Annotated in this window: 21 protein-coding genes; 7 read left to right on the top strand and 14 right to left on the bottom strand. The window is 67.2% G+C overall.

The window, feature by feature from the left end:
- Positions 1-6: 6 nt before the first annotated feature.
- Positions 7-213 (bottom strand): DUF3499 family protein, encoded by a 207-nt coding sequence (locus tag PTQ19_RS05190; RefSeq protein ID WP_179411904.1) that lies wholly within the window; start codon positions 211-213, stop codon positions 7-9.
- An 85-nt stretch (positions 214-298) separates the two neighbouring features.
- On the opposite strand from PTQ19_RS05190, the gene PTQ19_RS05185 reads away from it, so the two are divergent.
- Positions 299-724, top strand: a complete 426-nt coding sequence (locus PTQ19_RS05185) for a hypothetical protein (RefSeq protein ID WP_224817565.1) — start codon at positions 299-301, stop codon at positions 722-724.
- A gap of 46 nt (positions 725-770) precedes the next feature.
- On the opposite strand, the gene PTQ19_RS05180 is transcribed toward PTQ19_RS05185, so the two are convergent.
- The 4 genes from PTQ19_RS05180 to manA form a co-directional block, all read right to left on the bottom strand.
- Complete coding sequence (locus tag PTQ19_RS05180; protein ID WP_274368711.1) at positions 771-2,150, bottom strand: DUF5719 family protein; 1,380 nt, start codon at positions 2,148-2,150, stop codon at positions 771-773.
- Positions 2,147-5,098, bottom strand: coding sequence for a glycosyltransferase family 2 protein (locus PTQ19_RS05175; protein WP_274368710.1), 2,952 nt, complete (start codon positions 5,096-5,098; stop codon positions 2,147-2,149). The genes PTQ19_RS05180 and PTQ19_RS05175 overlap by 4 nt, the downstream gene beginning before the upstream one ends.
- A gap of 63 nt (positions 5,099-5,161) precedes the next feature.
- Positions 5,162-5,479, bottom strand: a complete 318-nt coding sequence (locus PTQ19_RS05170) for a WhiB family transcriptional regulator (RefSeq protein WP_179411288.1) — start codon at positions 5,477-5,479, stop codon at positions 5,162-5,164.
- A 163-nt stretch (positions 5,480-5,642) separates the two neighbouring features.
- On the bottom strand, positions 5,643-6,761 hold the full coding sequence (manA, locus tag PTQ19_RS05165; RefSeq protein ID WP_274368709.1) for a mannose-6-phosphate isomerase, class I: 1,119 nt from the start codon (positions 6,759-6,761) through the stop codon (positions 5,643-5,645).
- Positions 6,762-6,801: 40 nt separating this feature from the next.
- Here manA and PTQ19_RS05160 point away from each other — a divergent pair, with 40 nt between their 5' ends.
- From PTQ19_RS05160 to PTQ19_RS05140, 5 genes are read left to right on the top strand one after another with little or no spacing between them, the layout of a single operon-like run.
- Positions 6,802-8,211 (top strand): O-antigen ligase family protein, encoded by a 1,410-nt coding sequence (locus PTQ19_RS05160; protein WP_274368708.1) that lies wholly within the window; start codon positions 6,802-6,804, stop codon positions 8,209-8,211.
- Positions 8,208-9,527: an O-antigen ligase family protein gene (locus PTQ19_RS05155; RefSeq protein WP_274368707.1), complete on the top strand. Its 1,320-nt coding sequence runs from the start codon at positions 8,208-8,210 to the stop codon at positions 9,525-9,527. Before PTQ19_RS05160 ends, PTQ19_RS05155 begins: the two co-directional genes overlap by 4 nt.
- A 10-nt stretch (positions 9,528-9,537) precedes the next feature.
- Entirely contained in the window at positions 9,538-11,448 is a 1,911-nt protein-coding gene (locus PTQ19_RS05150) for a glycosyltransferase (RefSeq protein WP_274368706.1), read from the top strand.
- A complete protein-coding gene (locus tag PTQ19_RS05145; protein ID WP_179411293.1) occupies positions 11,445-12,404 on the top strand; it encodes a glycosyltransferase in 960 nt (319 codons plus the stop codon). The genes PTQ19_RS05150 and PTQ19_RS05145 overlap by 4 nt, the downstream gene beginning before the upstream one ends.
- Positions 12,401-13,024: a hypothetical protein gene (locus PTQ19_RS05140; RefSeq protein ID WP_274368705.1), complete on the top strand. Its 624-nt coding sequence runs from the start codon at positions 12,401-12,403 to the stop codon at positions 13,022-13,024. Before PTQ19_RS05145 ends, PTQ19_RS05140 begins: the two co-directional genes overlap by 4 nt.
- Before the next feature lie 29 nt (positions 13,025-13,053).
- Here PTQ19_RS05140 and PTQ19_RS05135 read toward each other — a convergent pair whose 3' ends face one another.
- The 9 genes from PTQ19_RS05135 to PTQ19_RS05095 all read right to left on the bottom strand — a co-directional run bounded on the left by PTQ19_RS05135 (position 13,054) and on the right by PTQ19_RS05095 (position 22,801).
- Positions 13,054-13,791, bottom strand: coding sequence for an ABC transporter ATP-binding protein (locus PTQ19_RS05135; protein WP_274368704.1), 738 nt, complete (start codon positions 13,789-13,791; stop codon positions 13,054-13,056).
- Positions 13,791-14,606, bottom strand: coding sequence for an ABC transporter permease (locus tag PTQ19_RS05130; RefSeq protein WP_179411296.1), 816 nt, complete (start codon positions 14,604-14,606; stop codon positions 13,791-13,793). The genes PTQ19_RS05135 and PTQ19_RS05130 overlap by 1 nt, the downstream gene beginning before the upstream one ends.
- Before the next feature lies 1 nt (position 14,607).
- Positions 14,608-15,756, bottom strand: coding sequence for a UDP-galactopyranose mutase (gene glf / locus PTQ19_RS05125; protein ID WP_274368703.1), 1,149 nt, complete (start codon positions 15,754-15,756; stop codon positions 14,608-14,610).
- A gap of 87 nt (positions 15,757-15,843) precedes the next feature.
- The gene (locus tag PTQ19_RS05120; protein WP_274368702.1) at positions 15,844-16,908 is read right to left on the bottom strand and encodes a hypothetical protein; all 1,065 of its coding nucleotides are present in this window, start codon (positions 16,906-16,908) and stop codon (positions 15,844-15,846) included.
- Between the two features lie 38 nt (positions 16,909-16,946).
- Entirely contained in the window at positions 16,947-18,080 is a 1,134-nt protein-coding gene (locus tag PTQ19_RS05115; protein WP_274368701.1) for a glycosyltransferase, read from the bottom strand.
- 9 nt (positions 18,081-18,089) lie between these two features.
- Positions 18,090-19,385: a nucleotide sugar dehydrogenase gene (locus PTQ19_RS05110; RefSeq protein ID WP_206823466.1), complete on the bottom strand. Its 1,296-nt coding sequence runs from the start codon at positions 19,383-19,385 to the stop codon at positions 18,090-18,092.
- Between the two features lie 57 nt (positions 19,386-19,442).
- The gene (gene wecB / locus PTQ19_RS05105; RefSeq protein ID WP_274368700.1) at positions 19,443-20,510 is read right to left on the bottom strand and encodes a non-hydrolyzing UDP-N-acetylglucosamine 2-epimerase; all 1,068 of its coding nucleotides are present in this window, start codon (positions 20,508-20,510) and stop codon (positions 19,443-19,445) included.
- A gap of 12 nt (positions 20,511-20,522) precedes the next feature.
- Complete coding sequence (locus PTQ19_RS05100) at positions 20,523-21,662, bottom strand: hypothetical protein (RefSeq protein ID WP_274368699.1); 1,140 nt, start codon at positions 21,660-21,662, stop codon at positions 20,523-20,525.
- Positions 21,659-22,801: a glycosyltransferase gene (locus tag PTQ19_RS05095; protein ID WP_274368698.1), complete on the bottom strand. Its 1,143-nt coding sequence runs from the start codon at positions 22,799-22,801 to the stop codon at positions 21,659-21,661. Before PTQ19_RS05095 ends, PTQ19_RS05100 begins: the two co-directional genes overlap by 4 nt.
- 85 nt (positions 22,802-22,886) lie before the next feature.
- On the opposite strand from PTQ19_RS05095, the gene PTQ19_RS05090 reads away from it, so the two are divergent.
- A complete protein-coding gene (locus PTQ19_RS05090) occupies positions 22,887-24,215 on the top strand; it encodes a glycosyltransferase (protein ID WP_274368697.1) in 1,329 nt (442 codons plus the stop codon).
- Positions 24,216-24,224 lie beyond the last annotated feature (9 nt).

Genomic DNA, 24,224 nt, shown 5'->3' with positions numbered 1-24,224 from the left:
AGCCGTTCAGCCGCGTAGCGTCGCGTGCCGCACGACCAGCCACCCGGCCGGAACCGACAGTCGATCGGCGTGCTGTGCGCAGAGATCGTGGGCGTGCGGATCGCCAGCCGGGCCGAGTGGACCGAGCGCGGCCATCTGATCGCCGTAGTCATAGGTCAGCGTCGCTGCGGCTTCACGCGCGCACGCCACTTTCGAGCAGAGCCGCTCGTGCACATCGAAGCTGTCGTTCATCCCCCTCAGCGTAGGGCTGAGCGCAGACGTTCACCCGCGGGCGCGCGGCACGGCCTAGACTTTCGGGATGCCTCGCTCTCGCCAGACGCCCGTCCGACGCGGTGCGCGCCACGGCCGCCACGGGCGCCTCGGGCGCAGTGAGGTGGTGCGTCCGCCCCTGCCTCCGCTCGACGGCCGTCTCGATCGCTTCGAGATCACGGTCGGCAGTGCCGTGGAGTTCCTGCGCGGCTCCTGGGAGGAACTGCGCGACGTGCGCTTCGAAATGGCCGCGATGCCCACTCACGACCGCGGAGACGGCATCCCCCTGTGGCGTGTGGATCATCTGGGCCGCCGGGTGACGCTCTACCGTGTGCCCATCGAACGGTTGCTGCCAAAGGGGCACGACGACGCGCTACACCGCCGGATGGCGATCGAGAGCGCCGTGTTCCATGCCGCCGCGGAGTACATCGGTCGCGAGCCCTGGGAGCTCGGCCCCGACGGTCGCGATCACTGACCAGCCATCCGAACTCAGTGGTGCACGAGGTCAGTGGTGCACGATGTCAGTGGTGCACGATGATCGGCTGCTGCGTCGCCGGCGGTGACCACAGGGGCCATCCCGCGATCGCCGGTTCATCGGACTCGCTGAGCAGGCTCACAGCGGCGTGCACCGCCGAGGGTGCTTTCAGCGTGTAGGAACCGGCGTTCAACGGAACCTTTGCGGTGCCGCCGGCAGCGAGCTCGATCGTGGGATCGTCGGCACCCTCCACTGTAACCGTCACCGATTCGGCCTCCGCGTTCCGCAGGAACAGAACCCCGGGCGCCCCGCGCGGCACCTCGAACATCACATCGCCCTGTAGACGCGGCGCGGGCAGCATCCACGAGAAGTCCTGGTTTCGGCCCGACCGCTGGGTCTGCCGCGCAGCCGCTACGACGGGCTCCGTGGCCTCGATGTGGATGTCGTAGGCACCGCCAGGCAGGTTCGTCAGAGCGATCTCGTTGGGAATGCCCGCGGAGAGGTCGACAGTGTACTCATCACTCGCCGCGACGGCGCCTTCGGCGTACACGCGGACAGTCGCCTGCGCTTCGTCGTCGGGAGCGAGCATCCGCAGCACGACGCCGGTGGCGTCGTCGCCGGTGGCGTCGGGCACGGCGCGCACTCCGACGATCGTCAATTGCGACTGCGGAGCGCCGAGGCCGTCCTGCAGGTCGATTCCGGCGGGCTCCAGCGTGCGGGTGAGCGCCGACTGCAGCGTCGCACGCACCGGGGCCCCGGTGGACACGACTTCGACGACGGGGCGCTGCTGTCCCGACGCGACGGATGCCAGTGGCAGACCGATCTGAGTGAGCGGCGGCACGATCGTGGTCGAGGTCGCGCGCTGCACGCCGTAGACGGTGAAGTCGACGGTCGCGGGGACGCTGCCCGGATTGCTCAGCAGAATGATGTCGGAGGCGCCGGTGGAGATGTCCCCGCCGACAAGCCAGTGGCGCATTCCGGCCGGACGGCACGGTGCGGCCGCGAAGCCGCGCAGGTCATCCTCTTGTAGACGGATCGACTCGCCCGCCGCCACCAGCGGAACATCGCGGTCCTGAACGCGAGCGGTCACCGCCTGCGCTCCTTCGCCACCGACGACTTCTGGCATGCGCAGCGGATCAGTATCGACCGCATCCTGCTGCGCATCGACAACCAGGTCGGGCAGGCCGGCCGACACCATCAGGTCTGCCTGCCCGGATTCCCTCCCGAGCGCGCGGAACGACCCATTGCACACCAGCGTGGTGTCGCCGGGCACGGGCGTCACGATCGTCGTGGCGGGTTCATTGTGCAGGCTCGGCCAGGGTGCCGCAACGGCTGCGATGACACCGATCACACAGGCGACGGCCACAGCCGCCCCCGTCGCAACGCGTGCGCCCGTCGCCGCGAGTCTCAGCGTGCGCTGCTTCATCGTCGTCCCTCCGCGTCGATGTCGGGTTCTGCCAACGCGGCCGCACCTTCCGGTGCCGACGGCTGCGGTGCCGATGACTGCGGTGCGACGGTGACCTGCCCTGTGTACGGCTCTTCTTCCCGCCATCGCCGCCGGGGCGGTAGCGGCGGCTCGTCTGGAGCGCGTCCGACGACGCGGGATCGGGCTCTCGCCGCGCGCCGAGATGCACGCGTCGGAATCGCCAGCAGCAGAGCCGCGAACACGACGATGATCTGCGCGATGCCGACGACCCGGGCGATACTCTGTTGTGTTGCGTCTGCGCGGGTGCGCTCCGCAATCGGGACGTCGATGCTCCAGAGCACGCCGTGTGCGGTCTCACCGGCCTTCACAAACCCCGTACGTTCGTCGATGGCCTCGACGGCGTCGTCGTGCATGCCGTGCGCGATATCATTCGCACCGGGTTCCTGCTCGAGCAGCACGAAGCTGATCGCCTCTTCGCCGAGCGCCGCCGCGGCGTCGAAGTCACGCGCCGAGACCAGGTCGACGGCGTCCTGAGCGACGCTGCCTGCAGGTGGCTGCGTAGCGGTGCTCAGCATGGTGGTCTGCGCGCCAAGCGTGGCGCTGGCTCCCCAGATGACCTGCGCGGCAAGCGATCCGTCGTTCTGCGGAGTGATCACCAGGGTGGCACGGTCTGGTTCGCTGGTGGCTTGAGCCGCGACGAGAGCCGGCAGGGTGCTGGGCGAAGCGTTGCGTACCTCGCTGTGCCCGGTGTTGACCGCGAGCAGTGCGGGAAGTGCGCACGCCGCGACGCCGAGACCCGCGACGAGAGCCGCGCCGATGCGCAACGGTGCGAGCGCGACGACCGTGTCGAGGGTGATCAGTGCCGCGCCCACCACTCCGAGCCAGGCGAGGCTCAGGCCGCTTCCGGGCCACAGCGCAACCCCACTTCCGTGTACGAACGACACGACCACGCCGACCGAGATCATGGCGGTCGCGGTTCCCAGTACGGCGACGAGCAGCAACGCGTATCCCGCGCGCCAGCGCGGCGACAGCGCGGAGGCCAGGGCGAGGACCGCGACCGGGGCCAAGAGCAACGGCGCCCAGACCGCCATCTCGGCACCGATGAACCACTCCCAGCCGGCCAGGTCGGCAGTCGGGAAGCCACCGGCGATCGCTGCGCGTCCGGCGGCATCCGCACCGACCTGATCGAGCACGCGCACCACGGCGGGATCGGCGAGCAGCGCCCACGGGTCGCCCTGACGGATCTGCCAGATGATCAGCGGCGCGAACATGATGACGGTGGGCACGAGCAACCACGCCAAGCGAGCCGCTGCACGCAGGCGCCGGAGCGAGAATGCGAAGATGAGCGCCACGGCCCACAGCAGCACCAACGCGGGGGCGAGCGATGGTGCGCACGCGAGCGCCGCGGCGATGAGCAGGGATGCTGCGCCGGATGCCCCCCAGGAACGGTGTGCGACTGAGGCGGTGTGGAAGACCCAGGGCAGCAGCAGGTGCAGCAGGACGGCGGCCGGCCGCCCCTGCACCAGCGCGTCGAGGAAGGTCGGCGCCAGCGCCCACAGGACTCCCCCGAGAATCCGCAGACCTGAACGATCGGTGACACGGGTGGCGGCGAACCAGCCGCCGAGCACAGCCAGCGGCAGGGCCAGCAACCAGAGCAGCACGAGCGCGTAGGACGGCGATCCCGGCCACAGCGAGCCGAGCAGTGCGAGCACGGCGGTGAACGGGTCGGCGGGGCCGACCACGCCGAGGCCGAGGTCGCGGAGCCCCCACGCCGTGTCCGACCACAGCGCTGCCACGGTATCGCGCATCGGCAGCAACCCGCCGCCGCCGATCGCGGGCCAGGCGAGCATCGGAACGAACACGACGAGGCTCACCAGCAGGGCCCCGAGCACAACCCAGGCACCACCGCCGAAGAACCGAAGCTCACTGACCGCGCCGCGTTCGCTGCCATGTCCGTCGTCGAGACGTTGACGCAGCTGATCGTGAGTGACGCGCAACGGCGCGATAGATGCCCATGACCCGCGACGGAACGAGCGGATGGCGGAGCGCGAACGGAAGACGCCTCCGAACGCCACCATGGCGGCCAGAGCGGCACCCCACTCCGGGGCCACGTCGCCGGGACGCTTGCCGATCAGGTGCAGGATCGAGCGCCACAGCGCGAGCGGCAGCAGACTCACCCAGTGCAGCGGCAGCGCGAGTGCCGGCGCGTACGCAAGACGCCGGTGTAGCTGCGCACGCCGGGTGGCCCACGCGCGGCTGACGGCACTGCGCGGCAGGGCAGCGGGGCCGTGCGGGCGGACGCCAACCCTGGCTTTCGGAACGAGCACGACACGTGCGCCGCCGAGTCGGGCGCGCACGCCCAGGTCAAGCCCCTCATCAGCGCCTCGGAGCGCAACATCCGGGCGCAGCACGGCCGGGGCCTCGGCCCGAATGAGCATGCCACGGACGTCCGCGCCAAGGGCGTCTTCGGTGGCGTCGTGCTGGCCCTGGTCGAGCTCGCCCGCGGTCAGCTCGACCGAGCGCCCGAAACGGGTCATGCTGACCCCGAGGGACTGAATCTCGCGGTCGTCATCCTGGCGGACGAGCTTGGGCGCGGCGATCGCGGCGGACGGCGAGCGCTCCAGGGCGCCGATCAGAAGCTGGAGTGCGTTGCGGCGGGGAACGGTGTCCTGCGCGAGCAGCCACACAGCGGCCCCCTCGGCGATGCGAGGCCCGGCGAGCGCGACAGCCTCGGCGTACGTGGTCGTGGGGCGCGCCTCGATCACGCTCTCGACGATGTCGCCGAGTCCGGATGCTGCGCGCACGGCGGAACCGTCCCCCAGGACCACAACGGTCACAGCGGTCGGGCGGGTTGTCTGGTCGCGGATCGCATCCAGGGTGTGCAGTAGCTGTGCGCTGGCGGATTCTCCGGTGCGCACGACGGCGATGGCATGGACTCGTGCTGGCATGGCACTTGTCAGCCTAGGCAGGTGCGGGCGACGCGCCGGACAGGGCGTCCGGCGCGCCCGCGATCAACTTGCGCGACGCTTGAGCTTGCGGCGCTCGCGTTCACTGAGGCCACCCCAGATCCCGAAGCGCTCGTCATTGTTCAATGCGTATTCCAGGCACTCCCCGCGCACGTCGCACGACGTGCAGATGCGCTTGGCATCCCGAGTCGAGCCGCCCTTCTCGGGGAAGAACGCCTCCGGATCCGTCTGTGCGCACAGCGCATCCGCCTGCCAGGCGAGTGCGCCATCGTCCTCCTGCTCGACCCGGCGTACTCCTGGTACTCCCAGATCAACCGGATCGACGAACCAATTCTCGGGAACGTCTGAGCGGTAACCCGTCATCTCGATCTCCCAACCCTGCTTAAGCCCCCCTCGGGCCGTTCTTCACCTAATTACACCCGTGTCATTCGCCATGGTCAAGTCGCAGATCGTAAACCCTCAAGAGGGCGTTTAAGGTTCATTGCGCACTGTCGGCGTGTCGCGGAGCCGCGTGGGGCCTTGAGGGTCAGACGCGACCGGGCTGCGCGATGAACGCCTCGCCATGACCGCGCAGGGTGATCTTCCCTTCATCCGCCGTGATAAAGGCGGCGGAACCGACGGCGATCGGCGCGGTGCCGCCAAGCGCCGACTCGACGGACACCAGGCCAGACGTGGCCAGCACCATGGTCGGTCCCGTCACGTCGAACGCCGCGGCGCCGTCAACCTGCACACGGCGCAGCGCGAAGTCCTCAACCGGCACGGTGTAGTCGGTCACGGAACCAGTCCCGGCCTGCACGGGGACCGGGCCGGGCGTGGTGTCGACGATTGCAAGCAGCTCATCGACGTCGATGTGTTTGGGCGTCAGGCCACCACGCAACACGTTGTCACTCGCCGCCATGATCTCGACCCCCAGGCCAGAGACGTACGCGTGCAGCAGACCGGCACGCAGGAAGATCGCCTCACCGGGACGCAGCACCACAAAGTTCATCAGCAGTGCCACCACCACGCCGGCGTCGCCCGGGTTGCGCCCGGCGATGGAGCGCACGGCGGCCAGCGGCTCTGAGAACTCCTCCGAGCGTGCCTGCGAGACCGCCGCGATGATGTCATCCACCTCTGCCTGGGCGTCTCCCGACAGAACCCACGCGATCGCGTCGCGCAACGCGACCGCGTCGTCATCGGATGCCAGCCGCGCGCGCAGCGCGATGACACCGGGCGCATCCGGCAGCACCGCGAGCAGACGACGGGTATCCGCCAGCGGGCGCAACCCGGCGAGAGCCTCGAAGCGATCGCTGAGCGCCACGATCAGTTCAGGCTTGTGATTGTCGTCGCGGTAGTTGCGGGTCGGGTCACCGGCATCCATCCCCGCCTCGCGCGCGAAGCCCTCCCGCGCCTGCGCACGTGTTGGATGCACCTGGATCGACAGCGGCGCAGCCGCGGCGAGCAGCTTGAGCAGGTACGGGAGAGTCCCGCCGGTCACCTCGTCGAGCGTGCCACCCCCCGCGACGTCGGAGGGGTCACCGGGGTGATCGCCGAACCACACCTCCGCCTCGGGCGTCCCGGAGGGTGCGCGCCCTTCCAGACTCGCGATCAGCGAGGTCGATCCCCAGGCGTAGTCACGCGGTGCGTTGGTGATGGTCAGCAGCATGCTCCCAGCGTAGGACGTGCCGCGCGGTAGCCTGATCCCAATGGCCGTGTACACCAAGCATCCTGCCGCGACGCCTCCCGCCGCACCCGCCCGCGAGACGACGCGGCACCTGATGGTGCGCGCGTTCAGCGTACTTCTGCTGTTCTCGGTCTTCGCACACACCGCCATCTACAACCTCGTGGGCCCCGTCGGTGCAGTGATCGTCATGATCGTTCTGACGCTCGCGGCGCTGGCGATCTGGATCCCCGCGATCGTCCGGGGGCAGCCGAGCGTCTTCCGGTGGCGACGCCTGCCCTGGGTGGCGCTGGCGTACGGCGCGCTCGCGCTGGTGTCGACCTTCTGGTCGCGGTGGCCGGGTGCGACCCTCTTGACGTGGTTGTTGCTCGCCGCGGTGACGGTGACGGCGCTGTTCGTGGCGACAGTGCTCACCTGGAACGAGATCGCGCGCGCACTGAGCACGACGATGAAGCTCATCCTCGGGCTGTCGCTGCTGATCGAGCTGTGGGTGGCACTGGTGCGACACGAACCCCTGTTGCCAAACTTCGTCGAGATCCCCGAGAGCGGGATCGACCCCCACCTGTACTGGGTGCGCGGCAACCTCTTCAACGACGGGCGCATCCAAGGCATCGTCGGCAATGCCCATTCCCTCGCCGTGATGTGCCTGTTCGCGCTGATCGTCTTCGCCGTGTTGTTCGCCGCGCACGCACGACGTCGAACGATGCTCGTGCTCTGGAGCGCACTCGCTGCGGTTCTGCTCATCAAAGCGGCCTCAACGACGGTGTACCTGAGCATCATCGTCGTCCTCGTCGTGCTCGCCGCGGCGCTCATCGCTCGCGCGGCCTCCGGCCCAGGACAACGACGGCTGATGTACGCCGCGTTCACGGCCGTCGCCGTCATCGGCGTCACCGCCGCGCTCCTGCTACGCGACCAGCTGCTGTCGATGTTCGGCAAAAGCGGCGACCTGACCGGACGCCTGGACATCTGGCAGGCGGTCTGGGAGCGCGCGGTGACACGCCCGATCTTCGGCAATGGGTTCTCCTCTCCCTGGGTCCCCTGGGCGCCCGGCTTCGACGGGTGGATCGTGGATCATGGGCTGACCGTCTTCCACGCGCACGATATGTGGCTCGACGTGTTCCTTCAGCTCGGCGTCGTCGGCGTGGTGTTGATGGCGCTCGCCTGGCTCGCACTCACCTGGCGCGCGTGGTTCTTCGCGGTCGACCGCCCCCGTTGGGATCTCGATGCGAAGCGCCCGTATTCCCCCGTCTCTCTGCTGCCATTGCTGTTCGTCACCGTGCTGCTCTTCGAAGGGTTGGTCGAGTCCGCTCCGATCATGCTCTGGGGTTGGCTGCTGCTGGTGCTGCTGTCGTTCAAGATGAAGTCGGCACCGCTGATCGGCGTTGGTGAGCACGCCCCCGAAATGACGACGACGCCCACCCGGCGGACTCCATGACGCCGCGGCGCCAGCTGCTCTCGCTACTCGCCTCGGCCGAGTTCGCCCGCGCCTACACCCTCACGGCCCTGACGGCCGCATTTCTGTCGTTCGTGATCGCGCGGTTGATGTCGCCGGTGACGTTGGCGACGATCATCAGTGCACTGTCGATCATCGGACTGGCGATGCTGCTCGCCCGCCGCGATGAGCTCTCGCTGCTGCGCCTTGCACCGACCTCGCTGCTGGGGTTCATCGCGCTCGGGTTGGTGAGCGTGGTCTGGAGCGAGAACCGTTGGGACACACTGACTGGCTGGTTCACGCTGTTCGGGTACGCGATCATCGCCATCACGATCGGGCACGTGCGCGACACCCTGCAGACGGTGCGCGCGATCGGTGATACCTTGCGCTGGCTGCTGACGATATCGCTCGGGATCGAGATCCTGTCGGGGGTGCTGCTCGACACCCCTTTCGCGATCCTCGGTATCGAGGGCAACCTCGCCGTGGGCGGGCCGATCCAGGGGCTCTTCGGCACCCGCAACATGCTTGGCTTCATCGCCGTCCTCGCCCTGATCACGTTCGTGATCGAATGGCGGACCCAGTCGATCACGCGGGTCGTGGGAGTGCTGTCGGTGTCGCTGGGAGCTTTTCTCGCGCTCTTCTCGGCATCGCCCACCGTGCTTGTGCTGGCCGCGGCCGTCGGCGTCGCCACGAGTGCGCTGACCATCGTGCGGCATACACGTCCGGCTCGTCGACTCACGGCGCAGTGGGTTCTCGGTGCGATGGTGGCCATTGCACTGGCGGTGGCGTTCGCGCTACGTCATCAGATCATCCGCTTCCTGGACGCCGGCAGTGACTTCTCGACCCGCGCCGATCTGTGGAACGTCATCCTCGACTTCGTCGCACAACAACCGGTCACGGGATACGGGTGGTTCGGCTCCTGGGAGCGTGGCGAGTATCCGTTCACGTACATCAACTTCCTGCTCTCGGACCACCACCGCTCGGCGTTGAACGCCTACTTCGACATCCTTCTGCAGCTCGGCTGGATCGGGCTGGTGCTGTTCCTGATGATGGGCGGGGTCGCCATCGTGCGCTCCTGGCTGATGGCGAGCGTGCGGCACTCGGTGGTGTACGCGTGGACACCGCTCGTGTTGATCACCCTGGCAGTGGAGTCGATGTTCGAGAGCTTCACCCTCACCGGAGCCGGCTGGCTGCTGCTGGTGCTGTGTGTGCTGCGTGCCGGCCAAAGCCGGTCGTGGCGCGAGAACATCGACGCTGCTCAGACCGGAACCATCCCCACGTTGCGCCCCGAGAACGGCCGGTCAGACTTCGGCGGGTAGGATTTCGTATGTGACTCACGTACTGCAGAACGTCGTCTTCCCCCTTGACAGGGACCCCGATCTGCTCCCCCTTTACGCCGATCCCGAGACTTGGTCCGTGATCGATGAGGAGCCGGTGCGTGTATCGAGCCGGGCGCAGCTGGGCAACATTCTCGATCGTCGCCGCGTGCGCATTGTGTCGGGGCGACGCGTATCGTTCGGCACCTACTTCAACGCCTTCCCCGCGTCGTACTGGCAGCACTGGACCAGCGTGCGCGAGGTCACCCTCACGGTGCGCACCTCGGGACCGGCGACCATCCTCGTGTACCGGTCGAACGGATCGGGCATCCGACAGCGCATCGACACACGCGAGGTAACCGGAGACGCGACGACCTCGATCCCCCTCGCGCTCACCGAGTACAGCGACGGCGGATGGGTCTGGTTCGACATCGTCGCCGACGAGAAGAACGCAACGCTCGAGGGCGCGGAGTGGACCACCGAGCAGGATCCGGCGCGCCACGGCAAGGCCTCGCTCGGAATCACCACGTACAACAAACCCGACTACTGCGTCGACACGCTGCGCGCGTTGTCGGATGCCACGGATCTGCTCGAAGTCGTCGACCGTGTCTTCCTGATCGATCAGGGCACGCAGCTCGTCGCAGAGCAGGACGGCTTCGACGAGGTAGCCGCGAGCCTCGGGGCGACGTTGCAGGTCATCCGTCAGCCGAACCTCGGCGGCTCCGGCGGCTTCGCGCGCGCCATGCACGAGACCCTGCAGCGTCCGGACAGCGACTTCGTGCAGCTGCTCGACGACGATGTGCTGATCGAGCCGGAGTCGTTGCGCCGCTCGGTGGTCTTCGGTCGCTACGCGACGACGCCCGTGCTCGTCGGCGGCCACATGTTCGATCTGCTCGATCGCCCAAGACTGCACGGTTGGGCCGAGGTGGTCGACGAGCACCCGTTCATGTGGCGCAACCTGTACCAGGAGCGAATGCCGCACGACTTCGGTGTCGCGAATCTGCGTCAGTCGCCCCTGCTGCACATGCGCATGGACGCCGACTACAACGGCTGGTGGATGTGCCTGATCCCACTCGACGCGATCCGCAAAGTGGGCCTATCGCTGCCGGCGTTCATCAAGTGGGACGATGCCGAGTTCTGTCTGCGTGCAGGCGAAGCGGGGTTTGCCACGGTGTCGCTGCCCGGAGTAGCGCTGTGGCATGTCTCGTGGGTGAACAAGGACGACACCATCGACTGGCAGGCGTACTTCCACGCCCGCAACCGCATCGTCGCCGCACTACTGCACTCGAATGCCCCGCACGGCGGTCGGCTGTTGACGCACAGCCGCAGGGTAGATCTGAAGCACCTCATGATGATGCAGTACTACCCAGTGGCGCTGCGCGCGCAGGCCCTGCGTGACGTGCTGGCGGGGCCGGCCCATATGCGTGCCAATCTGGCCACCGCCATGCCCGCGGCGCGTGCACTTGCCGCCGGTTACCCCGAGACGGTGGTCCACCGCGATCCGAGCCGCGTGCTGCATTCTCGTCGGGGGCGCCAGGTGTACAAGCACACCAAGCAACACGAGTACGACAGCCCCACCGGCATGCGCCTGCGCTGGTTCACCCTGCGCACTCTGGTCACGCACTGGATGCGCCGGCCCGACCCCGCGAACGTCGCGCAGCCCGAGGTCGAGTTCGGCAAGAACGACGCCCTGTGGTGGCGGGTCCCAGCCTTTGACAGTGCGCTGGTCAGCTCCGCCGATGGGTCGGGCAAGAACGTGTACACGCGTGACCGCGCCAAGTACCGTCGCATGCTGATTGACACGATCAGGTTGCACCGAAGGTTGAAGCGGCATTGGCCCCGCCTGCAGGCCGAGTACCGCAAGGCGCTGCCCGACCTCGTCTCGGAGGCCTCGTGGAAGCAGATCTTCAAGGAGGACGCATGACTGCGGACCAATTCGATCCCCGGTCCGCAACGATCGTCATCGTGACGTACAACCGCTCACACTTGCTGAGCGGCCTACTCACCAGCATCCGAGCGATGGACCCGAAGCCGGGCCGCGTCGTGATCATCGACAACGACTCCGCCGACGACACCACCGCGGTCGTCGAGGGCTTCCGTGCCGACATCGGCACCGAGATCGTCTACCGTCGCCTCGAAACCAACACCGGCGGATCCGGCGGCTTCAGCGAAGGCATGCGAACGGCGTACGACCTCGGCTCGGAGTGGATCTGGCTGATGGACGATGACGTGGAAGTACTGCCCGACGGCTTGGCGAAGATGGGCCGCTGGTCACGTCGCTTCAAGAGCATCCAGGGCCGCCGCTATGACTACGATGGCAGCGAGTTCTACTGGCAGTACCGCATTGCCGAACGCATGGGAATCCCGATCCCCTTCGCGCCGTCGAAGTTCGACGCCGCAGGCTACCGCGAGATGAACAGCGGCTGCTTCGAGGGTATGTTCATCCACCGCTCCATTGTGCAGCAGGTAGGACTACCCGACCCGCGCTTCTTCATCTACTGGGATGACCAGATGTACGGCTGGCTGGCCTCGCGATTGACCACCGCCGTCATCGTCGACGAGTTCGTGCTGCGCCGCACGCGCGAGATCCGGCAGTGGGACATGGGAATACGCCACCTCAATGCGTCGAGCAACGCCTACCGGTATTACATCATGCGCAACCGCGCCTTCATCAAGCAGTACTACCGGGTGCACGACAACTACAACCCGGTACTTTTCGGGCTCGGTACTGCCGCGACGTTCTTCAAGGAGCTCATCCGGTTGGTGTTCGTCGAGCGTACCGTGCGTGGCACCAGCAACTTGTTCCGCGGGTTGCGCGACGGCGGCCGGATCGGCCGCGACCGCACGTGGCGGCCGATGCCTGCGCTGGAGACCGCATGAGCGAGCAGCAGCCCGAGTACGTCTGGGCGTTTCCGCCAGAGAAGCGTCGCGGAGGCCGAGGCTGGCTGATCGGGGTACTCGTCGTCGCGGCAGTCGTGCTCGCCGGGGCCGTCGCTCTGATGCTGATTCGACCGTGGAATGATGCCCCCGCACCGGCTGCGACGTCCTCTGTGACGCCGATGCCTACGCCAACCGCCTCGGAGTCTCTCACGCCGACCCCGATACCGACCCCGACGAGCACGCCGACGCCCCTTCCGACGGCTCCGCTCCCACCGCCGACGACAGCCGCTCCCCCGACACCTGCGGATCCCGAGCTGGGGGTCTTCCGCGGCAAAATGCAACCGCTGCTAGACGATGCGGCTCGGGGCCTCTCCTTCGCCGGCGACTCCACAGGCGCAGAGGGTGTGCAGCTGGTCGATCAGCTGCAGGGTGACGCCGGGCGCATGTCGGATGCTGTCGCACCGCGTTCCATCGCGAACGAGTGGGCAGACCGTGTCAGCGCCTATGGTGCGGCGCTGGACAAACTGCGCGCGGCTTTCGAGACCGGGACCTCGATCGGATCCCCCCTGGCGACGGCGGAGTCGGCTCAGAAGCGGCTGCAGCAGCTCCTCGACCGCTGAGCGCGCGATGATGCGGTTCGAGCCGCGGATCAGCCTCTGTTGTGGTCGGTGTTGTAGCGCTCGAGCACGTCACTGATCGGACCGTCGAGCACAAGCTCTCCCTTGTCGAGGTAGAGTCCACGATCGCAGAACCTGCGCAGGTCGCGTTCGTTGTGACTGACGAAGAACAGCGTGCGCCCTGAGGCGAGTAGCTCGTCGATACGCGTATAGCACTTGTCGCGAAACGCCTTGTCGCCGACGGCCAGCACTTCGTCGACGAGCATGATCGGCTCATCGAGCTGCGATACCACCGAGAACGCCAGGCGCACCTTCATTCCGTTCGACAGGTGCTTGTAGGGCGTGTCCTGGAAGTCTTCCAGCTCGGCGAAAGCGATCATCTCGTCGTAGCGCCGAGCGACTTCAGCCTTCGACATGCCGTGCAGGCCCGCGGTGAGGCGCACGTTCTCACGCACGGTGAGGTCGCCAACGAAACCGCCCGTCAGCTCGATCAGTGGCGCGACGCCGCCGTTGACGCGCACGCCGCCTTCATCGGGCAGCAGCACCTGGGCGACGAGCCGAAGCAACGTCGACTTTCCCTGCCCGTTGCGGCCGACCACGCCGATCGACTCACCGGGCGCGACAGTGAACGAGACATCGCGCAACGCCCAGAACTCCCCCGGGCGGGACCTGCGACTCACGCCGGCGAAGAGATCCTTGAACGTGCGGGAACCGCGGCGATTGCGCCGGAAACGCACTCCCAGACCCTGCACTTCGATGGCAGCAGACATCACAGCTCCTTCAGGACGGGACGCTCCAGGGAACGGAAGACCCAGACGCCGAGCGCGAGGATGATCAGGCTCATCACAGCACTGATGACCACGGGGGCCAGGTCCCATTGGCTGGGGAAGAACGCCATCCGGTACAGGGTCATGATGCCCGCGAGGGGATTGAACATTCCGATGGTCTCGAATGGGCCGGGCAGATCCTTGACGCTGTAGATGATAGGCGTGGCGTAGAACATGGCACGCAGGATGAGTGCCGTGGTGCGTTCGAGATCGGTGTACAGCGCACACAGCGGCGCGACCAGCAACCCAAGGCCGATCAGCAGGGTTGCCTGCAGGATGATCGCGACCGGAAGCCAGAGCACACCCCAGCTGATCTGCGCAATCTGGGCCGGATCGGTCTCTGTGAGTCGATTGACCAGAACGAAGATCAGCAGAACGGGCATCGAGAAGACGAACTCGAGCCCTTTGCTGAGGACGATCCGGTTGACCCAGATCGACCGCGGTATCGCGGTCGAACGCACGAGTCGAGCATCTTTCTTGAATGCACGAGTGAAGTCGCCCACCGCGGAGTTAAACCACACCCACGGCAACAGGGCGCTGATCAAGAAGATGATGTAGGGCTGCTCACCGACCGTCCGCTGGAACACCTGGGTGAACACGAACCAGTAAATCGCGCTCATCACCAGGGGATCGAGCACCGACCAGAGATATCCGAGGGCGCTGGTCGAGTAGCGCACCTTGAGGTCTCGCGCCGACAGCAGCCAGAGCGAGTGGAAGTAGCGCCGGGTCGTCCCCGGCGCTCCTGCCGTCGTCGCCACCTCAGTCGCTCTCGCCGGCGAGCTGGTTGCGCCACATCGACAGCGCCGACCCGATGGCCATGTGCATGTCGAGGTACTGGTAGGTGCCGAGGCGTCCACCGAAGTGCACGTCGGCCTCGCCCTGCGCAAGTTCGCGGTAGGCAAGCAGACCATCACGGTCGGCGGGGGTGTTCACCGGGTAGTACGGCTCGTCCTCGCGCTCGGCGAAGCGCGAGAACTCGCGCATGATGACGGTCTTGTCGCCGTTGAAGATCTCTTTGCGCTCGGGGTGGAAGTGCTTGAACTCGTGGATACGCGTGTACGGCACGTCCAGATCCGGGTAGTTCATCACACTCGTGCCCTGGAAGTCACCCGTGTCGAGCACCTGCTGCTCGAAGTCCAGCGTGCGCCAGCTGAGCGCGCCCTCGGCGTAGTCGAAGTAGCGGTCGACGGGGCCCGTGTAAACCACCGGAAGCTGACCCACGGTGGCCTGTTTGTTCAACGGCTGCGACGTGTCGAAGTAGTCGACGTTGAGCTTGACGTCGATATTGGGGTGGTCAGCCATCCGCTCCAGCCACGCCGTGTAGCCATCGGTGGGCAGTCCCTCCCACGTGTCGTTGAAGTACCGGTTGTCATAGGTGTATCGCACAGGGAGACGACTCACAATATCGCCCGAGAGCTTATGGGGGTCGGTCTGCCACTGCTTTGCCGTGTAGTCACGGAAGAACGCCTCGAACAGCGGCCGCCCGACCAGCGCGATGCCCTTCTCCTCGAAGTTCTGCGCCGACTTGACATCGAACTCGCCCGCCTGCTGACGCACCAGCTCACGCGCCTGGTCGGGCGTGTACGCCGACTGGAAGAACTGATTGATCGTGCCGAGGTTCACCGGCATCGGGTACACGACGCCCTTGTGGGTCGTGTACACCCGGTGCACGTAGTCGGTGAAGGTCGTGAAGCGGTTGACATACTCCCACACCGTCGGGTTGGACGTGTGGAAAAGATGAGCGCCGTAGCGGTGCACCTCGATACCGGTCTCGGGCTCGGCCTCGCTGTAGGCGTTGCCGCCGATGTGGGGCCGACGATCGATGACGGTCACTTTGCGACCAGCAGCAGCGGCGCGCTCAGCGATGGTGAGGCCGAAGAAACCCGACCCTACGACGAGAAGATCCATGGCATCCATCGTATCGGCGGCAGGCTGGGAACTCGCGACAGTGGCGCGCGGCGAGGGAGCCCCGAGCCGACAGCGAAGCCGCTCCGCTCAGGGCGAGTACGGCGCACGCACCAGCAGATATGCGCCATACCAGGCCGAGACCAGTGCCAGAGCGGTGATGATGATCAGACAGGTGCCGCGGCGTGCACGCGCCAGCCCCATCGCGACGGGGATCAGCAGCGTGAATGCGGGAACGAGCAGCCGTGCCTTGGACTGGTAGTAGCCGGCCGTTCCGACGGTCATGAACAGCACCAGCACACCGTAGAGCTGGAGCTCCCATCGAACCCGCTCGACTGCTGAGATCGCGACCAAGCCGATCGCCGCGGCGAGCACCGCCGAGACCATCATCAGCTGGAGCGTGGTCTGACCGTCCAGCAGGCCCGCGAATGTGCGCATGGTGTACAGACCGCCGTCGAAGGAGGCGCCCCATCCTCGCTGCACGGCCAGCCAGCCGTCGATGCCCCCGGTCTGGGCGGCGACCCAGGCGATGTATCCCAACCAGCCCAGCGGCGAGATCGCACCGCCCACCCATGCCCGCCAGGAGCGGCCCCGCACCCGCACGAGTTCGCCGATCGCAGCGATCCCGACGACAGCGATGAGTGCCATCGCTGTCGGGCGCGTGAGCCCCGCGAAGAACGTGAGCGTCCCCGCCAGCACCCATTGCCTGCCGAGCAGGGCGAACAGCGCCCAGGCGGCGAGGGCGGTGAACGTCGTCTCGGTGTACGCCATCGACTCGGTCACACCGTGTGGCAGAGCACCCCAGAGCACAGCGAGGATGGTTCCCATGCGGGCATCGCCCAGCCGCCGTCCGATGGCATACAGAGCGATCGCACATGCCGCACCGGCGGCCCAGCTCACGATCAGGCCCGCTGCGGGTACGCCGACCGCACCGCCGATCAGGCGCACCAGCATCGGGTACAGCGGGAAGAAGGCGAGGTTGCTGGGGACGACGTCACCGCCTTCATAGCCCTCGGCCGCGATGCGCAGCAGCGGCCCCGCGTCGTAGCGAGCGGTCAGAGAATGCCACAGCTCGGGCCACGATCGGCCGAGCGCCCACCAGAGCGCTGCGAGGCCGAGCATCCGAATGGCGAGGTAGCCGGCCAAGGCCGGCATGGCACCCCGGAGGGCCGTCCGGAAGGACGACGCCGACATCATGCTTCGGCGCCGGACGGGGTCGTTGCCGCCGCGGTCTCCTTCAGGGCGCGTCCGGTTCGGTCGGAGGGACGCGGCCGGTAGACCACAAGCGAATGGAAGACGAACCGCACGACGAAGGCGACGGCCAGCGTCGCAGCTGTGGCCAGAGCCGCGGAGATGTGCCAGCTCTCTACCAGCAGAGCCATCACGGGGATCCGGATCATCGCCTCGGCGTTGTTGAACAGGAACGACTGGCTGAACCGACGCCAGAACGGCGCCGCCTCGGCCTTCAGTTCGGAGAACACGTAGCGGTCGAGGATGAGGAAGTTCCCGACGATGGTGATCTCGGCGCCGACGATCGCGGCCCACAGGTAACCGACTTCGAGGGCGGTGAGCAGCCAGACGATGAAGACGTTGACGACCGCGCCGATCCCACCGACGAGCGCGAACGCCGGCATCTTGCCGAAGCGCAATGACGAGAGCTGACGCAGGAATCGGATGCCCTGCTTCAGCGACGCCTTAGATTCTCCCGCGTTCCGATCTGCGAAGTCGAAGGAGACCTCGGCGATGCGCAGCGTGTGGCGGGCGAGGATCTCAAGGAGGATCTTGAACCCCTGCGGACGCAGCACGCTGCGATCGATGCTCTTCAGGTCCACCAGGAAGAACCCGGTCATCGGATCACTGCAGCCGTACAGGCGCCGCGGGAACATCGCCTTCGTGAGCAGCGTCGATCCACGGGACACTGCGACCCGCGTGAAGCCGGCCAGCCCGGCGGCGGAGCCCTCGCCGGCGTAGCGCGAAGCGACCACCACATCGGTCTCGCCCTGGTCGTAGCGTCCGATCAGCTGCGGGATGACCTCAGGCGGATGCTGCAAATCGCCGTCCATGACGACGCACACATCCGACGTCGCGGCATCGAAGCCGCACAGCACCGCACCACCCAGCCCTCCGGTGGCCTCCTCACGGTGCAGCAACTGCACGTGTACGTCCGCTTCGGCTGCGATCCGCTCGATCTCAGCGGGGGTGTCGTCAGTGGAGTCGTCGACGAAGATGATCTCCGCGATGTGCGGGAGAACGCTGAGCCGCGCCACGAGGGGTGCGACGTTCGGCCCCTCATTGTAGGTGGGGACGATGACGGAGACGGCGACCAAGGGCTCGGCTCAGCCGGCGGTGCCGACGACGATGCGGGGGGTGCCGGCCCACAGGCCTGCGTCGCTGGCGTTGCGCCCGTCGACGAGCAGCTTCACCCCGGGGATGTCGGCCGGTGTCAGGGTCTTGTAGTCGGCGTGGTCGGTCTGCAGGATAGCCAGGTCGGCGGCCCCGCCGATCGCGTACGGCTCGAAGCCGAGACCGCGCAGCTCGTCGTCGGTGTACAGCGGGTCGTGCACGAGCACCTCCGCACCGCGCGAGCGCAGCGCGTCGACGGTCGGGAAGACGCCCGAGAACGCGGTCTCCTTCACTCCCCCGCGGTACGCCGCTCCCAGCACAACTGCCCGCCGGCCGGTGAGATCCCCCAGGATCCCCTCGGCCTGGGCGACCAGACGCTCCGGCATCGACGCGTTGAGCTGACGGGCGACGCGCACGATGTCAGCGTCGGGGTCCGTCGACAGGTACAGCCGCGGGTACACCGGGATGCAGTGTCCGCCGACGGCAATGCCGGGACGGTGGATGTGACTGTAGGGCTGCGAGTTGCATGCCTCGATCACCTTGTACACGTCGATGCCGTGCGATGCCGCAAACAGGCCGAACTGGTTCGCCAGCCCGATGTTCACGTCGCGATAGGTCGTCTCGGCAAGCTTCGCCATCTCGGATGCCTCGGTCGAGCCGAGGTCCCACACGCCGTTCGGCTGCGCGAGGTCGGGGCGCTCGTCGAACTGCAGCACCGCCTCGTAGAACTCCCGCGCCCGTCGGGTGCCCTCATCAGAGAGCGCGCCGATGAGCTTGGGGTACTTGCGCAGGTCTTCGAAGACCCGGCCGGTCAGCACTCGCTCGGGCGAGTAGACCACATGGAAGTCCACGCCCTCGGTCAGGCCCGACCCCTCTTCGAGCATCGGCCTCCAGCGCGTACGGGTCGTGCCCACCGGAAGGGTGGTCTCGTACGAGACCAGCGTGCCCGGAGTGAGGTGCTCCGCCAGCGACTTCGTCGCGGCGTCCATGTACTTGAAATCCGGCTCCCAGGTCTCATCGTTCACGAACACCGGTGCCACAAGCACCACGGCATCAGCACCCGGAATCGCCTCCGCGTAGTTTGTCGTCGCCCGCAGCCGCCCCGCCGGGATCAACTCCTCCAGACGCTCCTGCAGCTCCGCCTCGCCCGGGAACGGCTCCCTGGCGGCGTTGATCGAGTCCACCGCCTTCTGATTGACGTCCACCCCGATCACCTCATGACCAGACGAAGCGAACTGGACAGCAAGAGGCAGGCCGATCTTCCCAAGGGCCACAACAGCGATACGCATGATCCCTATTCTACGGTTCTCGCGGTGCCCGGCCTCTCAGCCGCGCTTCGGCTGCGATCAGCGCTGCCAGGCGAACAGCGCCTGGACGACGCGATCGGCGGCGTGGCCGTCGCCGTACGGCGCGGCATCCGCGGGCGCGGGGATGGGGCGGGTGACCCCCGCAGCGATCTCGGCCGCCGTGTTCGCCAGCACATTCCAGCCCAACTCCACCGTCTCGACCCACTCCGTCTCGGTGCGCACCGTCGTGCACGGCACCCCGAGCAGGAAGGCCTCCTTCTGCAGGCCGCCAGAGTCCGTGACGACGCCGGCGCTGGAAAGCGCCGCGGCGATCAGATCGGCATAGGCGAGCGGGGCGTGAGCGATCAGCGAGCCCTGCGTGAGAGAGATGCCATGGGCCGCCGCCTTGGCGACCACCCGAGGATGAGCGAGCAGGACCACCGGCTTGTCCAGGCCGGCAAGACTGCCCGCCACCTCCGCCAGCCGGGCCGGGTCGTCGGTGTTCTCGGCACGATGGATCGTCGCCACGTAGAACCCGCCCGGCTGCAGCCCCAGCTCCGACAGCAGCGCCGACGGGCTGCCGGCGACCTGATCGCGCACTTCATACAGCACGTCGGTCATCACGTCACCTACCTGCACGGTGCGCTTCTCAAGACCCTCGGATGCCAGGTGCTCCACCGCCACCTGCGTCGGCGCCAGCAGCAGATCCGCCGCATGATCGGTCATCACCCGGTTGTGCTCTTCCGGCATCCGGCGGTTGAAGCTGCGCAGCCCCGCCTCGAGATGCGCGACGGGGATGTGCATCTTCACCGCGCTCAACGCGGCAGCAACCGTCGAGTTTGTGTCGCCGTACACCAGCACCCAGTCGGGACGGTGCTCATCGAAGACGGCATCCAGAGCCGCCAGCATCGCACCGGTCTGCACCCCATGCGAACCACTGCCGACCCCAAGATGCACATCAGGAGCGCCGATGCCCAGATCCTCGAAGAAGACGTCCGAGAGCATCGGATCATAATGCTGCCCGGTATGCACGATGACATGCTCCACACCGGCGGCGAGTGCCGCCTTGTGAATGGGAGCAAGCTTCACGAACTGCGGGCGCGCGCCCACCACACTGACGATCTTCACAGTGGCTCCAGTCTACGAAGTGGAGAGCACGGTGCGGAGCATCGCCAACGCGGCCGCACCCTCGTGCTCGAAGCTCAGTTCTTCAGCGCTCGCGTCCGATGCCCGCTTGAAACGCATGATGTCGTCGGGGGTCAGGGCTCGGAGCGATTCGACGCAGCTCTGCACGTCGAACCCGGCGCTGATCACGCCGAGTTCGTGCTCTCGCACGACGCGCTCCATCTCGATGGTCGGGCCGATCGCCAGCGCCAGACGTCCCTGCACGTAGTCGAACAGCTTGTTCGGCAGCGTCAGACGCGCGTTCGTGTGCACGGGCGGGATCCAGAACACGCCCACGTCATACGCGTTGAGAGTGGCGGGCAGCATCGACGGTGCCACCGGCTCGTGAAACACGACCCTGGGGTCTCCGCCGGCACGCTCCTTCAGCGAGCGGAGATACTTGCCCCCGTCCGCAGCCGGCACGAGGTACAGATCGAGCGAGAAGCGGTCGTCGAGTTCCTTCACCGCGTCGATCATCGCCTCGAGGTTGCGGCCGTGGACCGCTCCCCCGCTGTGCACGAGCCGGATCCGACCGGCCACCATCTCACTCGGGTTCAGGTCCGCGAACGGCGCCGCGTTGCGCATCACTTGAGGCGTGACCCCGAAGTCGCGCTGGTAGAGCTCAGCGATCTCCCCACCGACCGTGGTCACCGCGGCGGCGCGCGGAAGATACTTACGGCAGAGATGAACCATGAACGGGGCGACGAGAAGCCGCCAGGACAGCACATGCGTGCGCTCCTCAGGAGCCCACTCGTGCATATCCGCCCAGACGGGCGCGTCGCCGGCGACCTCGAAGGCAAGACCCAGCACGCGCGCGTCGTTGGCGACGACCAGATCGAATTCCCGTCCGCGCAGCTGCTCGAGCGCATACGACACTCCCGGCGCCGCCAACTCGACCGCAGAGAATCTGCGCAGACCGAGATTCAGCACTCCCCCCGGAGTCTGGGGCAGTGACAGTCGATCATCCGGCACGCGGATGTGCTCGATGACGCCATCGGGCTGCTCGTCGTAGCCGACGGTGACGACGTCACCCAACTCGCGAAGCACACTGATCTGGCGCAGCACTCGCGCATCGCGGCGGATGGGCGACAGGGAGATGCAGAGGATGCGGGTCACCGGCGGATCTCCTCGTAGATGGCGGAAAGCTGACGAGCGCTCGCCGTCAGGCTTCGATGTTCGACGACGAAGGCCCGGGCGCGACGCCCCATATCCGCGCGACTCGACGCGGTCTGCGAAAGGGACTCGGAGAGCCGCGCCTGCAGAGACTCCACATCGCCTTCGGGGGCGAGCCAACCGGTCTCCCCGACGTTCATCATCTCGGCAGTGCCGCCACTGTCGTATGCGATCACCGGGACTCCGCATGCCTGGGCTTCGAGCAGGACGAGCCCGGCGGCTTCCCGCGCGCGGCCGTTGAGCCGGGTGGGAAGCACGAGCGCGTGCGCAGTGCGCAGCAGGTCCCGCACCTCCGAGCTCGGCAGGGAACCCGCCACGCGAATATGCGGCGACGCCTGCGCCGCGGATTCCAGGCGTGTGCGTGCGGGTCCATCGCCGACGAAGACCAGTTCGTGTGGCTGCTCTTCCACGAGAGCAGCCGACGCCTCGAGCAGATCGAACACGCCCTTGGCGTCGACCAGCCGACCGACGAAGAGCACCCGGCGCACGCTCGCGGTCATCGGCTCTTCGGGGGGTGTGAAGACATCCGTGTCGATCCCCTGATAGTGCACGCGAACGCGTGCGGGATCCGCTCCGCCCTGCACCGCGATGCCCGCGATGTACTCACTCACCGCGAGGATCAGATCGGCCCTCCGGTACACCGCCCTGACCTCGCGCTGCATCGCGAACAGCGCCGGACGCGCCCGCAGGCCCCGCTCGCGCAGCGGGGTGAGCGGGACGAATGCGTCTCCGCCGTGCACAGTGACGGCCAGCGGCCGTCGCGCTCGCTTCGCGGCCGATACCGCTGCCCGCGCCCCATACGCGAAATGCTGATGGATGACGTCCGGCGCCCATCGTCTGATGCGCCGGGACGTGGCGCCCCACAGCAGAGCCCCGACCTGCTCCCGCCTGCGGATGGGCCAGCGATCCGTGAACGGCAGCACCTGCGGGAGAGTCTCGTCCAGTTCGATTCCGTCGAGGGCATGCGGGTCGGTGACCCTGGCCGCACCGGCGAATATTCTCACGTCGTGCGCTGCTCCCAGAAGCCGCGCGTGCGAGACCGCGAAGTACGTCGGCGGTATGAGGATGGATGCTTTCGTCACCGCTATGCGCATCTGCCCCTCCAAGGACCGGTGTTATGGTTAGGCGTTCTCGCCCTCTGATCGCCACTTCTCAGCAGGTTCGCCTTTGTCGCACGTATCACCGCCTCACCTACTCTATGTCGCCTGGGGCTTCCCGCCGTCACGCAGCGGCGGCGCGTACCGCCTGCTGGCGACAGCGAACGCGTTCGCTCGCGAGGGCTGGGATGTCACGGTTCTGACCGTGCCGCGCGAGGTCTTCCTGCGCAGCACCGGAGTCGACCCGTCGATGGAAGAGCGTGTGGATCCGAGGATTCGCATCGAGCGCATCCCGTTCCCGCACGATGAGACCGTCCTGGATCTGCGCACCTGGGGCAGCTTTCGCGCACATGCGCCCGAACTGTGGAACGGCTGGCGCGGCTGGCGCACCTCCCGGGTGTTCCCCGAACCGCGCTATGGGCTGTGGCGCACGAATCTGGAGCAGGCCGCGACACGCATCCATCGCGATCACCCGGTCACGCTCACGATCGGCTCGGGGAACCCGAACGTCGTGCACACCGCCGGCTTTCATCTGAAGAACACTGCGAACGTCCCGTTCGTCATGGATTATCGCGACACCTGGCAGCTGGACATGTACTCAGGGCGGCGCACGCTCACCGACCGCCATCCCGGGGCGCAGTGGGAGAAGCGGCTGATCGAGTCGGCAGATGAGGCGTGGTTCGTGAACGAGCCCATCGCGCAGTGGCATCGCGACCTGTACCCGCAGGCGGCAGAGCGCATCCGGGTCGTCTCGAACGGGTTCGACCCGGAGTTCGTGGGCGACGTCGCCGCCCCTCGCGCCGATCGCGACGCCGAGCTGGTCTTCGGGAACATCGGCACGATGACGTCGCAGACGCCGATCCCGCAGCTCGTCGACGGGTGGCTGTCGGCCAGAGCCAGGGGCGCGCTGTCGGATGCCCGGATAGACCTCTACGGCTATCTCGGTCATCAGGGCGACGATGAGGGGAACGTCCTGGGTACGATCGCCGCTGCCGTCGACGGTTCGGTGCGTTACAACGGCCCGGTGTCCAAGGCCGAGATCGCAGACACCTACGCCGGTCTCGACGCGCTGATCCTGCCACTTGGCACCAGCCGCTTCATGACCAGCGGAAAGGTCTTCGAGTACATGGCCACCGGGCTTCCGATCGTGTCGGTCCACGACCCGGTGAACGCAGTCAGCGACACCCTGCGCGGCTATCCCGCGTGGGCTCCGGCCGCTTCGCTCGAGTCGGAGGACGTCGCTGACGCGCTCATCCGCGCCGCCGATATCGCGGCACAGCAGACCGTCGCCGACCGGCGAGCCGCGCGGGAATGGGCGAATCGCTATGAACGAGCGCGCGTCCTGGAGCCGATCGCTCGGCAGTGGCGCGAGCGCCTCGTCGAAGTCGGGGGTGCCTGATGCGCGTGG

This window comes from Microbacterium esteraromaticum, from assembly GCF_028747645.1.
Taxonomy (GTDB): domain Bacteria; phylum Actinomycetota; class Actinomycetes; order Actinomycetales; family Microbacteriaceae; genus Microbacterium; species Microbacterium esteraromaticum_C.
Note: the sequence above shows the minus strand (reverse complement) of the source record. Positions and strands in the feature narration are given on the sequence as shown.